General features: G+C 65.2%; 15 protein-coding genes. 9 read left to right on the top strand and 6 right to left on the bottom strand.

The features are described 5' to 3' along the window. Window positions 1–36 precede the first annotated feature (36 nt). Together DXY04_RS02675 and DXY04_RS02670 are read left to right on the top strand one after the other, a co-directional pair. Window positions 37–774: a response regulator transcription factor gene (locus DXY04_RS02675; protein ID WP_115160883.1), complete on the top strand. Its 738-nt coding sequence runs from the start codon at window positions 37–39 to the stop codon at window positions 772–774. Then, window positions 771–1730 carry an RNA pseudouridine synthase gene (locus DXY04_RS02670; protein WP_115160882.1) on the top strand — a complete coding sequence of 320 codons (960 nt, stop codon included), beginning with the start codon at window positions 771–773 and terminating at the stop codon, window positions 1728–1730. Before DXY04_RS02675 ends, DXY04_RS02670 begins: the two co-directional genes overlap by 4 nt. Here the strand turns inward: DXY04_RS02670 and bchM are convergent. Next, a complete protein-coding gene (bchM, locus tag DXY04_RS02665; protein WP_115160881.1) occupies window positions 1694–2407 on the bottom strand; it encodes a magnesium protoporphyrin IX methyltransferase in 714 nt (237 codons plus the stop codon). The genes DXY04_RS02670 and bchM overlap by 37 nt on opposite strands. 27 nt (window positions 2408–2434) lie before the next feature. Next, a complete protein-coding gene (locus DXY04_RS02660; protein ID WP_115160880.1) occupies window positions 2435–3634 on the bottom strand; it encodes an N-acetylglucosamine-6-phosphate deacetylase in 1200 nt (399 codons plus the stop codon). Between the two features lie 11 nt (window positions 3635–3645). Between DXY04_RS02660 and purE the strand changes: the two genes are divergently transcribed. The 3 genes from purE (at window position 3646) to DXY04_RS02645 (ending at window position 5907) form a co-directional block, all read left to right on the top strand. After that, window positions 3646–4200, top strand: coding sequence for a 5-(carboxyamino)imidazole ribonucleotide mutase (purE, locus tag DXY04_RS02655; RefSeq protein WP_115160879.1), 555 nt, complete (start codon window positions 3646–3648; stop codon window positions 4198–4200). A 102-nt stretch (window positions 4201–4302) separates the two neighbouring features. Then, window positions 4303–4800, top strand: a complete 498-nt coding sequence (locus DXY04_RS02650; RefSeq protein WP_244278555.1) for an oxidoreductase — start codon at window positions 4303–4305, stop codon at window positions 4798–4800. Between the two features lie 21 nt (window positions 4801–4821). Further along, window positions 4822–5907, top strand: coding sequence for an AI-2E family transporter (locus DXY04_RS02645; RefSeq protein WP_115160878.1), 1086 nt, complete (start codon window positions 4822–4824; stop codon window positions 5905–5907). On the opposite strand, the gene cysC is transcribed toward DXY04_RS02645, so the two are convergent. Continuing rightward, window positions 5867–6511 (bottom strand): adenylyl-sulfate kinase, encoded by a 645-nt coding sequence (gene cysC, locus DXY04_RS02640; protein WP_115160877.1) that lies wholly within the window; start codon window positions 6509–6511, stop codon window positions 5867–5869. The genes DXY04_RS02645 and cysC overlap by 41 nt on opposite strands. Before the next feature lie 31 nt (window positions 6512–6542). Then, complete coding sequence (locus DXY04_RS02635; protein ID WP_115161247.1) at window positions 6543–6869, bottom strand: translation initiation factor; 327 nt, start codon at window positions 6867–6869, stop codon at window positions 6543–6545. Between the two features lie 99 nt (window positions 6870–6968). On the opposite strand from DXY04_RS02635, the gene trpB reads away from it, so the two are divergent. After that, the gene (trpB, locus tag DXY04_RS02630; RefSeq protein ID WP_115160876.1) at window positions 6969–8225 is read left to right on the top strand and encodes a tryptophan synthase subunit beta; all 1257 of its coding nucleotides are present in this window, start codon (window positions 6969–6971) and stop codon (window positions 8223–8225) included. Window positions 8226–8235: 10 nt separating this feature from the next. Here the strand turns inward: trpB and DXY04_RS02625 are convergent, their stop codons facing one another. Next, complete coding sequence (locus DXY04_RS02625) at window positions 8236–9210, bottom strand: heat-inducible transcriptional repressor HrcA (protein WP_115160875.1); 975 nt, start codon at window positions 9208–9210, stop codon at window positions 8236–8238. Then, window positions 9210–9566, bottom strand: coding sequence for a rhodanese-like domain-containing protein (locus tag DXY04_RS02620; RefSeq protein ID WP_115160874.1), 357 nt, complete (start codon window positions 9564–9566; stop codon window positions 9210–9212). Before DXY04_RS02620 ends, DXY04_RS02625 begins: the two co-directional genes overlap by 1 nt. Before the next feature lie 53 nt (window positions 9567–9619). On the opposite strand from DXY04_RS02620, the gene DXY04_RS02615 reads away from it, so the two are divergent. From DXY04_RS02615 to DXY04_RS02605, 3 genes are read left to right on the top strand one after another with little or no spacing between them, the layout of a single operon-like run. Further along, window positions 9620–11200 (top strand): DUF3352 domain-containing protein, encoded by a 1581-nt coding sequence (locus DXY04_RS02615; protein ID WP_244278554.1) that lies wholly within the window; start codon window positions 9620–9622, stop codon window positions 11198–11200. Next, complete coding sequence (sixA, locus tag DXY04_RS02610; protein ID WP_115160872.1) at window positions 11178–11666, top strand: phosphohistidine phosphatase SixA; 489 nt, start codon at window positions 11178–11180, stop codon at window positions 11664–11666. Before DXY04_RS02615 ends, sixA begins: the two co-directional genes overlap by 23 nt. A gap of 13 nt (window positions 11667–11679) precedes the next feature. After that, a complete protein-coding gene (locus tag DXY04_RS02605) occupies window positions 11680–12870 on the top strand; it encodes a citrate synthase (protein ID WP_115161246.1) in 1191 nt (396 codons plus the stop codon). Window positions 12871–12877: the final 7 nt, after the last annotated feature.

The raw sequence follows: 12877 nt of genomic DNA, 5'->3' as shown, positions 1-12877 counted from the left end.
TGCTCTCCATACATTGCGGCCAGAGCGATTCCAGCCATGAGCGACGCGCCCACCCCCACCGCTGAATCCGCAGAGGCCGCGGCGCCCGCCCCGCGTCTGTTGCTGGTGGACGATGAGCCGGGTCTGCGCACGGCGGTGCAGGCCTACCTGGAAGACGAAGGCTTTGAGGTGACCACCGCGGTGGACGGGGAGGAAGGTTTCGCGAAGGCGCAGCAGATGCTGCCGGATGTGGTGATCAGCGACGTGATGATGCCGCGGCTCGATGGCTATGGCCTGCTGCAGAAGTTGCGCGCCGATGAACGGCTTGGCGGCACTCCGGTGATTTTCCTCACCGCCAAGGGCATGACGGCGGACCGCACTCAGGGCTATCTGGCCGGGGTGGATGACTACATCCCCAAGCCGTTCGATCCCGATGAGCTGGTGGCGCGGGTGCGCAACGTGGCCCAGCGCCAGCAACGGCTGCTGCAGGAGGCAGCGCGCTTTGCGGATACTGACATGGGCCAGATGGCCAAGCAGATCACCGAGATCCGTTCGCTGCTCGCCCAGGCCGAAGCGTTGCCCTCCACCGAGCCGGTGGTGCACAGCTTCACGCCGCGGGAGGCGAGTGTGCTGCAGCTGGTGGCGGAAGGATTAATGAACAAGGAGATTGCCCGGCAGCTGGAGACGTCGATCCGCAACGTGGAGAAGTACGTGAGCCGGCTGTTCAACAAGACGGGCACCTCCAGCCGCACGGAATTGGTGCGCTATGCCCTGGAGCACCGTCTGGTGACTTGAAGGCTGGTTGGCGCGAGGCGGCGTTCAACAACGGTTGGACCTACCGCGACCGGGTGCCGCGGGCCGCTGCCGGCACCTTGGTGACCGAATGGCTGGCGGATCGTTACCGGCACTCTGATGCTGTGTTGTGGCAGCAGAGGATCGCCGCCGGTGAGCTGGATTGGAACGGATCGCAGCTGGCCGGTGATCGAGCCTTGCAGGGCGGCGAGACCCTCTCTTGGAGTCGTCCGCCCTGGTTGGAGCAGGCGATCCCCGATCAATGGGAGACGATCCACGACGACGGCGACCTGTTGGTGATCAACAAGCCCTCCGGTTTGCCGGTGATGCCCGGTGGTGGCTTCCTGCGCCACACGCTCACGGCCCTGCTTGAACCCACCGGTGCCCGGCCGGTGCATCGCCTGGGGCGCTTCACCTCCGGTTTGCAGGTGTGTGCTCGCCAACCGCACACCCGTGCCCTCTGGTCGAAGCAGTTCCGGCCCGACGGCGGTTGCCGCAAGGTGTATCAGGCCTGGAGCCAGCGGGTGCCCGGCTTGGAGTTTGGGCAGCGTTTGACGGTGAGCAGTGATGTGGTGGAACGGCCGCACCCACTCTTGGGCTGGATCTGGGGGCCGGAACCGTCCGACGATGCGCCGATCCGCAAACGGCTTTCCGCCCACTCCGAGCTGCAGCTGTTGGAGCGCACGGCTGAGGGTGATCGCTTGCAGGTGACGATCACCACCGGCCGGCCCCATCAGATCCGCATTCATCTGGCGCAGCTCGGCAGTCCCTTGCTGGGGGATCCGCTGTATCTCCCCGATCGCGAGATTTCAGCTAGCGCAACCCCCGGTGATGGCGGCTATCGGCTGCATGCCTGGCGGCTTTCGGGTCTCCCTCACTTGAGGGAGACCGCACTCCAGGTGGATCCCCCAAGTGGGGGAGATCAGGCCTTGCGGAACTCGATCAAGCGGGAGAAATAGAAGGGTGCCTTGTTCAGGCTGCGGCGCACCAGCTTGAAGTCGCAGGCTTCCGCTGCTTTCACGATGCCTGCTTCCTTGAGGGTGTAGGCCCGGGTGGTTTTGCTGGGGCCTGGGAACAGCTGGCCGATGCCCTTCAACAGCGCCAGCAGCGGTGTGTAGGGGGCAAAGCTCACGATCAGCCGCTCTTCGGTGAGGCTGCAGAGGTGCTTCACCATCTCCTCGGCCGGTTGCTGGGGGTAGTGGATGAACACATCCAGGCAGCACACCGTGTGGAAGGAGCCGCTCAGGCTTTCCAGGTCGCTGGCGAAGAAGTTCAGCTTGGCCATGTCGAGGCCGGCCTCGCGGGCCCGGCGCTCGGCTTCCTGGGCCATGGCCTCAGAAATGTCGCTGGCGCTGATGGAACCGGCACCCATCGCCGCCAGCGGCAGGCTCAGGCTTCCCACACCGCAGCCGGCGTCGCAGAAGCTCGCCTGGCTGAGTTCACCACTCTCCTTGATCCAAGCCAGCACTTCATCCACGGTCTTCTGGTGACCGATGCGGATGTTGCGCTGCACCTTGTTCACGTCATCGCTGTCGCTGTAGATGCGGTTCCAGCGGTCGAAACCCGTGGTTTCGAAGTAGCCCTTCACCTCCTTCTTCTCGGCCTGTTTCTGCTCCAGCAGCTGATCGGGGGCCATGGCGGAGGGGTTTGTGTCGGCGGGATCCTAAGCAGCGCAGGCCCAGTGCAGATCACCCTCCTTCTGGTGCCAGCGCAGCAGCTGCGTCAGTGGCCGTCCCATCAGGGCGTCCATGCATCCCGTTGCATCGCCGATCGTCCGCCGCGGCGCCACCGTGGCGCTCCAGATCGCAGCATCGGGGGCGTCACCCCAGCGGGCCAGCCGTTTCACCCCCTCCAGTTGCGGCAGGGTCACCCCCGCCAGGGTGCCGTCTTCGAGACGACAGGTGCCGTTCTGCACCAGCAGCACCCGCTCGTCCCAGCGGTGCTCTCCGTCGACCAGGCCGTAGGGGGCCAGCGCATCGCTCACCAGCACTGTCTGCTCCGGTGCCAGCCGTTGCAACAGCACCGCCATCGTTGGGTGCACATGCACGCCATCGGCGATCAGCCCCAGGGCAATCCCACCTCGCCGGCAGGCTTCCCCAAGAGGGCCGGGTGCCCGGTGGTGCAAGCCCGGCATGGCATTGAAGGCGTGGGTGAGCATGGCCACCCCCTGATCGAACCCGGCGCTGGCCTGTTCGGCGGTGGCGGCGCTGTGGCCCAGGGCCACGCTGATTCCCAGCTCCCGCAGTCGCCCGATCACCGCAGCGGCTCCCTCCAGTTCGGGGGCCATGGTGACCAGGGCAATCTCCGTTTCGAACCCACCGATTCGTTCCTCGAGAGCCTCCAGGCTGGGGCTGGCCAGGTGTTCACGGGGATGGGCGCCGCGGCGGGCTTCGGCCAGAAAGGGGCCCTCCAGATGGGCCCCCAGCAGCCGGCAACGGCCTGGTCGGTGCAGGTCCCGCGCCTGCCGCAGCACGGCCAGGGCCTGGCGCAGCGGCGCGATGCCGCAGGTCACCAGGGTCGGGGCGATCGCTTCGACTCCATCGCGCCACAACAGCTCGAGGAGTTGCTCCAACCGGGGCAGATCGCTCTCGCTCAGCTCCGGGAAGGCCAGCCCCAGCCCGCCGTTGATCTGCAGGTCCACACCCCGGGGGCTGATCCAGTCGCCGTTCCAGTTCGCAACGGTTTCTTGAGTCTCTTGTTGCGCCTCGTGTTGCGCCACGCCGCCCATCGCCTCGATGCGGCAGATCAGACCCTTCTCGTTCAGGTCGATGGCATAGCGCTGGTCTCCGTCCCCCGGCAGGGGACCCGGCAGTCGAACGTTGGTGATCCGGTGCATCAACGCAACACTGGCTTCTGCAGCCATGGGGGGAGACGATGGCAGTCTTGCCCCTCTGCGTTGTGCCGCCAGTGCTCCCCCGTGTTGCCGTTGTGATGGGCAGTGACTCTGACCTGCCCACCATGGAACCCGCCGCCGCCATCCTGCGCGAGTTGGGGGTGGAGGTGGAGGTTCGTGTGCTTTCGGCTCACCGCACCCCCCTGGAGATGGTGAACTTCGCTCAAGCGGCCCGGGGTCAGGGGTTTGGGGTGATCGTCGCCGGCGCCGGCGGGGCGGCCCATCTCCCCGGCATGGTGGCCGCCCTCACCACGCTGCCCGTGATCGGTGTGCCGGTGAAAAGCCGTGCGCTGTCAGGGATCGATTCCCTTCACTCGATCGTCCAGATGCCGGGGGGGATCCCTGTGGCCACTGTCGCCATCGGTGGAGGCCTCAATGCCGGCTTGCTGGCGGCGCAGATCCTCTCGGTGGGTGACGCTGGCTTGGCTCAGAAACTTGATGAGTACCGCAGCAGCCTCCACGATGCTGTGGTCGCCAAGGATACGCGCCTGGTTGATCTGGGCAGCACTGATTACCTCTCCCAGATGAATTCATGAGTGTTCCCGTTCGTTCCACCCTGCGATCCACGCTGCTTTGGGCGGTGCTGCCGGCGCTTGTTGTTTATGTGGTTGCGCTGGTTTGGAGTGGCGCTGAGGGATTTGGCCCAGTCCTGCAAGGCACCTTTGGGGGAAGGTTTCCTCTCCAGCGTGGGCTATCTGCTCTGGATGGCGGCGGCTGCCATTGCCCTGTTTGCGGCATCCACTCGGCAGATCCAAGGCTCCGTTCTGAACCGTCAATTCGCCTTCTGTGGTGGTGGCTTCTCGCTCTGGCTCTGCCTCGACGACATGTTCCTGGTGCATGACCGCTACCTCGGCCAGTTGTTTCTCTACATCACCTACGCCTTCTTCACCGGGATGCTGTTGTTCCGCTTCCGTGGCCCTCTGCGGCGTTTCGGTGGCGACACCTTTCTGGTTTCCGTAGTGCTGCTGGGCCTATCGGTTCTGACCGATGAACTCCAGTGGCTGTGGCCGAATTCCTACGAGACGGTGCAGATCTTTGAGGAGGGATTCAAGTTCCTTGGGATTGCCGCCTGGCTCAGTTTTTGGTGCCATTACGTCAGTTCCGCCTCCAGGCCGGCTTCCCTTGAGCAGCACTGATCGATTCGCGTCATCGTTTCGATGACGCCCTGGCCGGCCTGGTTGCGGCTTGGCCTTCTGCTGCCTGTTCTGGGCTTGAACGCCTTTGTGCTGAAGCGTTTGCTGGTGCAGTTCGCCCCATTCCCCGGGCTGTTCCTCACCGCGGCTTTGATCGCTTTTTTGTTGGACTTGCCCTGCCGCTGGCTAGCGCAACGGGGTCTTCCCCGCGCCTGGGCCATCGTCACCGTGGTTTTAGTGACCCTTGGGCTTCTGGTCTGGGCCGCTGTGGCCCTGGTGCCGCTCCTGATCGAACAGCTCAGCCAATTGCTCAGTGCCTCGCCGTCTCTGCTCACGGCGGCTGAGCAGTGGATCGATCGGGGTCAGCTCTGGGCGCTGGACCATGGCCTTCCGGCTGATTTCGCTGACCTCAGCAGTGATCTTGTGGCCCAGTTCAGCCGTCTGGCGACGCAGTTGAGCCAGCGTCTGTTGGGCCTGCTGGGGGCCACGGTAGGTACCACGATCAATGTGGTGATCGTGCTGGTCCTGGCGGTCTTCCTGCTGCTTGGGGCGGATCCGATCGTCGACGGTCTGGCCCGCTGGCTGCCCGACCGTTGGCGGGATCTGGTGCAGACGACCCTCGAGCGCACCTTTCGGGGCTATTTCGCCGGCCAGGTGGTGTTGGCGCTGATCCTCAGTGGTGGTCAGCTTCTGGTGTTCACCGCCCTGAAGATTCCCTACGGCGTTTTGTTCGCCGTGCTGATCGGCTTCACCACCCTGGTGCCCTATGCCAGTGCCGTGTCGATCGTCTCGGTGAGTGCGGTGCTGGCGGTTCAGGACCCCCGCACAGGTCTTGAGCTGCTCGCCGCGGCGATTGTGGTCGGTCAGATCGTGGATCAGGTGATCCAACCGCGGCTGATGGGCAGCATCGTGGGGTTGCAACCGGCCTGGTTGCTGATCGCCTTGCCCATCGGCGCCCGGGTGGGTGCGCTCTATGGCGTGGGGGATCTTCTGGGCCTGCTGTTGGCTGTGCCGGTGGCCAGTTGCATCAAAACCCTGGCGGATGCCGCCAGGGCTGGCGACGGCGACCTCAGGCGGCCGGAATCACACCACGCTCCTGGAGCGCTTTGATCACCAGCTCCACGGAGTCGGCCAGATCCTGCTTGCCGGTGTCGATCTTCAGTTCGGGCGTTTCCGGTGCTTCGTAGGGGCTGGAGATGCCAGTGAATTCCTTGATCTGCCCCGCCCGTGCCTTGGCGTAAAGGCCTTTGGGGTCGCGGGATTCGCAGACCTCGAGATCTGCGGCGCAGAACACCTCGAGGAAGTCGCCGTCCTCCACCAGGTCCCGGGCCTTGTCCCGGTCAGCGCGGAAGGGGGACACAAAGGCGGTCAGCACGATCACGCCCGCATCCAGGAACAGTTTGGCCACTTCACCGATGCGGCGGATGTTCTCCTCACGGTCGGCATCGGAGAAGCCCAGGTCTTTGCAGAGGCCGTGACGGATGTTGTCGCCATCCAGCACATAGGTGGCGAGTCCCCGCTCAAACAGGGCTGCGTTGACGGCATTGGCCAGGGTGCTCTTGCCGGAGCCGGAGAGTCCGGTGAACCAAAGAATGGCGCTGCGGTGACCACGCTGCTTTGAGCGCTCGTCGCGGCCCACGGAGGCCTCATGCCAGGCGATGTTGGTGGACGCACCTTTGTTGGTGAGCTCTCCGTAGGTGGGGCTGGCGGTCATGGCCACAGCAAGAAGTGGCGGCCATTCTCCCTTAGCCCCCAGCCCGTTTCGGCCGGTATCCCTCCTTGCTGAGCAGCTCGAGCGCCAGATCCACCTGATCTCCTTGCAGTTCGATCACGCCTTCCTTGGCGGTCCCGCCACTGCCGATGCGTGTTTTGAGCTTCTTCAGCAGCGCCTTGAAGCCCGCAGCATCCAGCTCCAGGCCCCGGATCACCGTCACGCTTTTGCCACCTTTGCCACCACGGGTGGGCTGCACCCGCACCATTTGCTGCGCCTTGGCTGTGGGCTCCGCCGCAGGGCCGCTCGGTCGCTGCAGGCTCCCGGCACTGCTGAATTCTTGCCAGCCTCCCTTCGGCATCCACCCGTCGCAACCGGCTTGCATTGTCGATGAGCGCCGATGCGGCGCCCCATGGCGTGACCGCCTGCTTACGCTGAGCCGACGCTCCGCCGTGGATCCGTGACCAGCACCCTGCCCAACGCCAGCACTCCGGATCCCTCCAGCCTGCAGCCAGCGGTGCGCCCCGGTGCCCACGGCCGCTTTGGACGATTCGGTGGCCAGTACGTGCCCGAGACCCTGATGCCGGCCTTGGCGGAACTGGAGCAAGCAGCGGCCCAGGCCTGGAACGATCCCGCTTTCACCACCGAGCTCAACCGTCTGCTCAAGAACTACGTCGGGCGGGCGACACCGTTGTATGAGGCCGAGCGTCTCACCGCCCACTACCGCCGCGCCGAGGGTGGCCCCCGCATCTGGCTCAAGCGTGAAGACCTGAACCACACCGGTGCCCACAAGATCAACAACGCCCTGGGGCAGGCCCTGCTGGCCCTGCGCATGGGCAAGAAGCGGATCATTGCCGAGACTGGTGCGGGGCAGCACGGCGTCGCCACGGCCACGGTCTGTGCCCGCTTTGGTCTGGAGTGCGTGATCTACATGGGCGCGGAAGACATGCGCCGTCAGGCCCTCAACGTCTTCCGCATGCGCCTGCTGGGCGCCACGGTTCAACCGGTGACGGCCGGCACCGCCACCCTCAAGGACGCCACCAGTGAGGCGATCCGCGACTGGGTGACCAACGTCGAGACCACCCACTACATCCTTGGATCCGTCGCTGGTCCGCACCCCTATCCGATGTTGGTGCGGGATTTCCATGCCGTGATCGGTGAGGAGTCCAAGCAGCAGTGTCAGGACGCCTTCGGCCGGCTGCCCGACGTGCTGATGGCCTGCGTTGGCGGTGGCTCCAATGCCATGGGCCTGTTCCATCCCTTCGTCGAATGCACAGATGTGCGGCTGATCGGTGTTGAGGCCGCCGGTGATGGTGTGGCCACCGGTCGCCACGCCGCGACGATCACCGAGGGTCGTGCCGGTGTGCTGCACGGCGCCATGAGCCTGCTGCTGCAGGACGGCGACGGTCAGGTGATGGAGGCTCACTCCATCAGTGCAGGTCTCGATTACCCCGGAGTGGGGCCGGAGCACAGCTATCTCCGGGAGATCGGACGTGCCGAGTACGCCGCAGTCACCGACCAACAGGCCCTCAATGCCCTGCGCCTGGTGAGTGAGCTTGAGGGCATCATTCCAGCCCTGGAAACCGCCCATGCCTTCGCCTGGCTTGAGCAGCTTTGCCCCACCCTGGCCGATGGCACCGAAGTGGTGATCAACTGTTCTGGCCGCGGCGACAAGGACGTCAACACCGTGGCGGAGAAGCTGGGGGATCAGCTCTAGGGAGCTGACCTCAGGCCAGCAGCAATTCCAGGTGGCGGGCCACCCGCTGTACGGCAGCCCGTGCCGTGGCGTATGCCATCCGCATCGGCCCCACCAGAGCCACATGGCCGAGCCCCTCGTTGCAGCGGTAGGGCGCCTGAACCACGGCACAGGCCTCCAGGGCTGGCTGCGGATGTTCCTCGCCGATCCACACCCGTGCGGATTTACCGCGGCTGATCAAGGTGGCGGGTTGGTCATCGATCAGTTCCAACAGCGGCCGAAGACTGGAGGTGCTTTCAAATTCCGGTTCGCTTACCAGCCTGGAAAGGCCATGCACCACCACCTGTGTGGAGTTGGCGGGGGTGGGCTGCTCAAGGGCGTTGCGCAGCACAGCACCGCTGCGTTGCAGCTGCCTTGGCAGTGCGTCCCAGTTCAGGTCGCCCTGCTCGAGCTGGGCCGATGCCCAGCGTTCCATCGCGGTGAGTTCGGCTTCAGCCCCGTGGGGCAGACGCAGGTTGAGGTGGCTGGCGCGGCCATTGGCTTCCACCAGCATCACCAGCAGTCGATCACCGCTGGGCACCAGACGGATCGTCTCCAGTTGCTGGTTCTCCTGCTGCGGTTGGGTGATCAGGCTCATCAGACCGGTGAAATCCGTCAGCCGACGAGCCAGATGCATCATCAGGTCGTCCAAACCGGCCCAACGAAGACTGAGGCCGGTGAGCTCCCGTTCCAGGTGTTGAACAGCGATGCCGGGTTCCGGCAGCAACGCGTCCACGTAGTGCCGGTATCCCATCGGACTGGGAACGCGTCCGGCGGAGGTGTGCGGTTGATGCAGCAGTCCTCGGCGCTCAAGCGCCCCCATGGCCGATCGAACGGTGGCGGAGCTGGCGGGAATGCCGAAGCGTTGCACCAGGGTGCGGCTGCCCACCGGCTCCATCGTGTCGACGTAGTGGTGCACCGTCGCCTGAAGCACCTGTTCTTGCCGCAGGGACAGGGGCTTGCTCATCAGTAGCGGGGAACGCTGGGATCCACCTGAAGGCTCCAGGCATCAATGCCTCCCTCAAGGTTCCACACCTCAAGGCCCCAGGGTTGGTCCAGCAGCCACAGGCCGAAGTGGTAGCTGCGCACGCCGGCATGGCAGACCACCACGACGGGTTGATCGGGGTTGAGGTCGGCCTGCAGTGTTCCAAGCCATGCATTGGATTGGCTCAGGGGGCGGTGCAGCACCGCACCTGGAAAGGCAGCGATCGCGAACTCAGCCTCCTCGCGCACATCCACCAGTTGCGGTGAAGGTCGCTCGCTTTGCAGCCATTGCTGCAGTTCAGAGGCTTGGATTGGTTGTGGTTGTTGGGATTGGCCCATGGCGCCATTCTGCGGTGATGGACAAAGATGAGGCGACCCGAGACCGCCGGCCCATGAAGGCCCGCCCCTTCCTCAGCGCTGCCGGCGCTGTGCTGTTGTCGCTGATTTTGCTGGCCGCTGGCCTGCTCTGGACCATGAACCGCCAGAGCCCCCTGCAGTTGGCGGAGCAGCCGTTGCATCTGCCTCGGGCGGCCCGGTTTGTGCCCCGGGATGCTGACTTGTCCCTCCATTGGTTGGCCGATCCAGGACGGCTGCCGGCCTATGCCCAGGCCGTTGCCCCTGCCTCCCAACGCCGCGATGCCCGTGATGGCGCCCGGCAGTGGCGCGAAGGCGTCTTTGCCTTGGCGGGCCTCCAGTTCGGTCTTGAGCTGGAGCCCTGGCTTGGCGAGGAGGTCAGTCTCACCCTCACCGATGGGGATTCCAACGCCGGTTGGGTGTTGGCTTTGACCAGTCGGGATGACGACGGCGCCCGGCGCTTTCTGCAACGGTTCTGGCAGACCCGCAGCCTGGCGGGTACCGACCTGCAGATCAGCAGTTACCGCGGCATCGGTGTGATCAGCGGCCAGGGGGCGTTGGTGGGGCATGACCCCCAACCCCTGGCCACGGCCTTGATTGACGACGATCTGCTGCTGGTGGCCTCAGGCCGGGGTGTGCTGGAGCAGGCCCTCGATGTCTCCCAGCTTCCGGATCAGCATCAGCTGGGCGATCAACGCCTGCAACGTCAGGTGGCTGAGCTCGGCGAAGGCGTGGCTCTGTTCACGGCATCTCCCCATGCCCTTGAGCATTGGCTGCAGCTTCCGCAGCTGGTGGCCCAACGGGACGACCTGAGCGGACTCGTGGCATCACTGCGTCCGGAGGGTTCAACCCTGGCGGTGGATGGGCGCCTCGGGTTCCGGCAAGCCCTTGGCACCGACCCCTGGCCTGGGCTCACGGATCTGACGGCGTCGGCGGGCGGCCATGCCCGCTGGCTGGCTCAGCTCCAGAGTCCGGCCCGTTTGTTGGATCCCAGCGAAAGCCATCCGCTGGCCCAATGGTTCGCTCCGTTGCTGAAGCAGCGCCTGGCGGACCAGCCGGCGGCCGATGCTGTTGTGGGGGCTGATGCTGGCCCTCTTCTCTGGCAGGAGCAACCCGAGGGCTGGCTGCTGGCCACCCGCCCGCAAAGCCCCGCCAGGGATGCGGTGGATGCACGTCTGCAGGAGCAGGGCCTGACCCGTTCTGAACTGGAGGGCGATGGCGAGGTGTTGAGCGTGTGGACGCGGCTGGTGCGCCAGCGGGGACGCCAGCCTGGGGTGGATGCCCAATTGGCCGTGGCTCAGGTTCGCTCGTCTGCGCTGAACTGGTGGGGCGAGTCCTTGATGGCTCTGGCGCAGCGCCAGAACGGGCGTGCCCTCCAGCCCCGCTTGAACCAATGGCAGGAACTCACAGCGTCCTCCCAACCGGCGCAGGCCCTCCTGCTGGCGGATGAGCCGGCCCGTGCGCTGTTGGGGCAATGGCGGCCCTGGGCCCTGCTGCAGGTGATGGCGGGGCGGCCGCTTCAGGATCAGGTCCGCGGCCTTGCGGTGGCCGTCGATGTTGATCGTCAGGAGCAAGGCAGTACCGAGATTCCGTTGCATGCCCGGCTCGAACTCGGCTGACCTGGTTCTGTTGCGGCATGGCATCGCCGAGCCCCGCCAGGCGGGCCAGGACCATCCGGATCGACCCCTGACCGCCGCTGGCCGTCAGCGAACCCAGCGGGTGATGGCGGCCCTGGTGCAACGCGGGCTGCGCTTGGATCGATTGCTGTCCAGCCCCTATCGCCGGGCTCTGCAAACGGCGGAACTGGCTTTGGAGGCGGGGCTCGCTTCTGAACTCGCGGTGGATGAACGGCTCCAGCCGGGAGGGGCCCTCAACATGCTGGTGACCGCCTTCGATCAACGGCTTGGCTTGGTCGGCCATGAGCCGGATCTAGGAGATCTGACCTGCGGTCTTCTGGGGTGTGCCCCGGGATCCCTGGTGCTGAAGAAAGCCGGCGTGATTCAGCTGCGTCGTTCCACGGGCCAGTGGCAGTTGAAGGCTTTGCTTCGGCCAGCACTGTTGATTGACGATTTAGGTTGCTGTTAGAGGCAATCAGGTGGTGGCCCAGCAGCAGACAGGCGACCTGCGCCATGCGCGGACCGGGATCGAACTGCGTCCAGGTCTGGATGGCGTGCCGGCCACCCAGTCGGCGATCTGCGACATCGATGGTGAGAAGGGGCTGCTCACCTATCGCGGCTACCCGGTGCAGGATCTGGCGGCCAAAAGCAGTTTTCTGGAAACGGCCTACCTGCTGATCTGGGGAGAGCTGCCCAGCCGCGACCAGTTGGCGGAGTTTGAGCACGCGGTGCAGATGCACCGGCGGGTCAGCTTCCGTGTGCGGGACATGATGAAGTGCTTCCCGGCCAGCGGCCATCCCATGGACGCGCTGCAGTCCAGCGCCGCTTCCCTTGGGCTGTTTTATTCGCGCCGGGCGATCGACGACCCGCAGTACATCTATGACGCGGTGGTGCGGTTGATCGCCAAGATCCCCACGATGGTGGCGGCCTTTCAGCTGATCCGCAAAGGCCAGGACCCAATCCAGCCCAGGGATGATCTGGCCTACTCCGCCAATTTCCTCTACATGCTCACCGAACGTGAGCCGGACCCCCTGGCGGCGCGGATCTTTGATCGCTGCCTGATGCTCCATGCCGAGCACAGCCTCAACGCCAGCACCTTCAGTGCCCGCGTCACCGCCAGCACCCTCACCGACCCCTACGCCGTGGTGGCTTCAGCCGTCGGCACCCTGGCGGGCCCACTCCATGGTGGCGCCAACGAAGATGTTCTCGCCATGCTCGAGCAGGTGGGCAGTCCCGAGAACGCTGGCGCTTTCTTGGATGAAGCCATCGCGGCCAAACGCAAAATCATGGGCTTCGGCCACCGGGAATACAAGGTGAAGGATCCCCGTGCCGTGATCCTGCAGGCCCTGGTGGAGGAGATGTTCGCCAGCTTTGGCCATGACGACCTCTACGACGTGGCCCGGGCGATCGAAGCAGAAGCAGCGTCCCGCCTCGGCCCCAAAGGCATCTATCCCAACGTCGATTTTTATTCGGGCCTGGTGTACCGCAAGCTCGGCATTCCCAGGGATCTGTTCACGCCGGTCTTCGCCATTGCCAGGGTTGCCGGCTGGCTGGCCCATTGGCGGGAGCAGCTCGGGGCGAACCGGATTTTCCGGCCTTCGCAGATCTACTCCGGATCCCAGCCACGCTCCTGGATGCCCATTGAGGAGCGCGTCTCGGCTCCGGCCGCCTAAGTTGCAC

It is taken from the genome of Synechococcus sp. UW86 (assembly GCF_900474085.1).
Classification (GTDB): domain Bacteria; phylum Cyanobacteriota; class Cyanobacteriia; order PCC-6307; family Cyanobiaceae; genus Parasynechococcus.
Note: the sequence above shows the minus strand (reverse complement) of the source record. Positions and strands in the feature narration are given on the sequence as shown.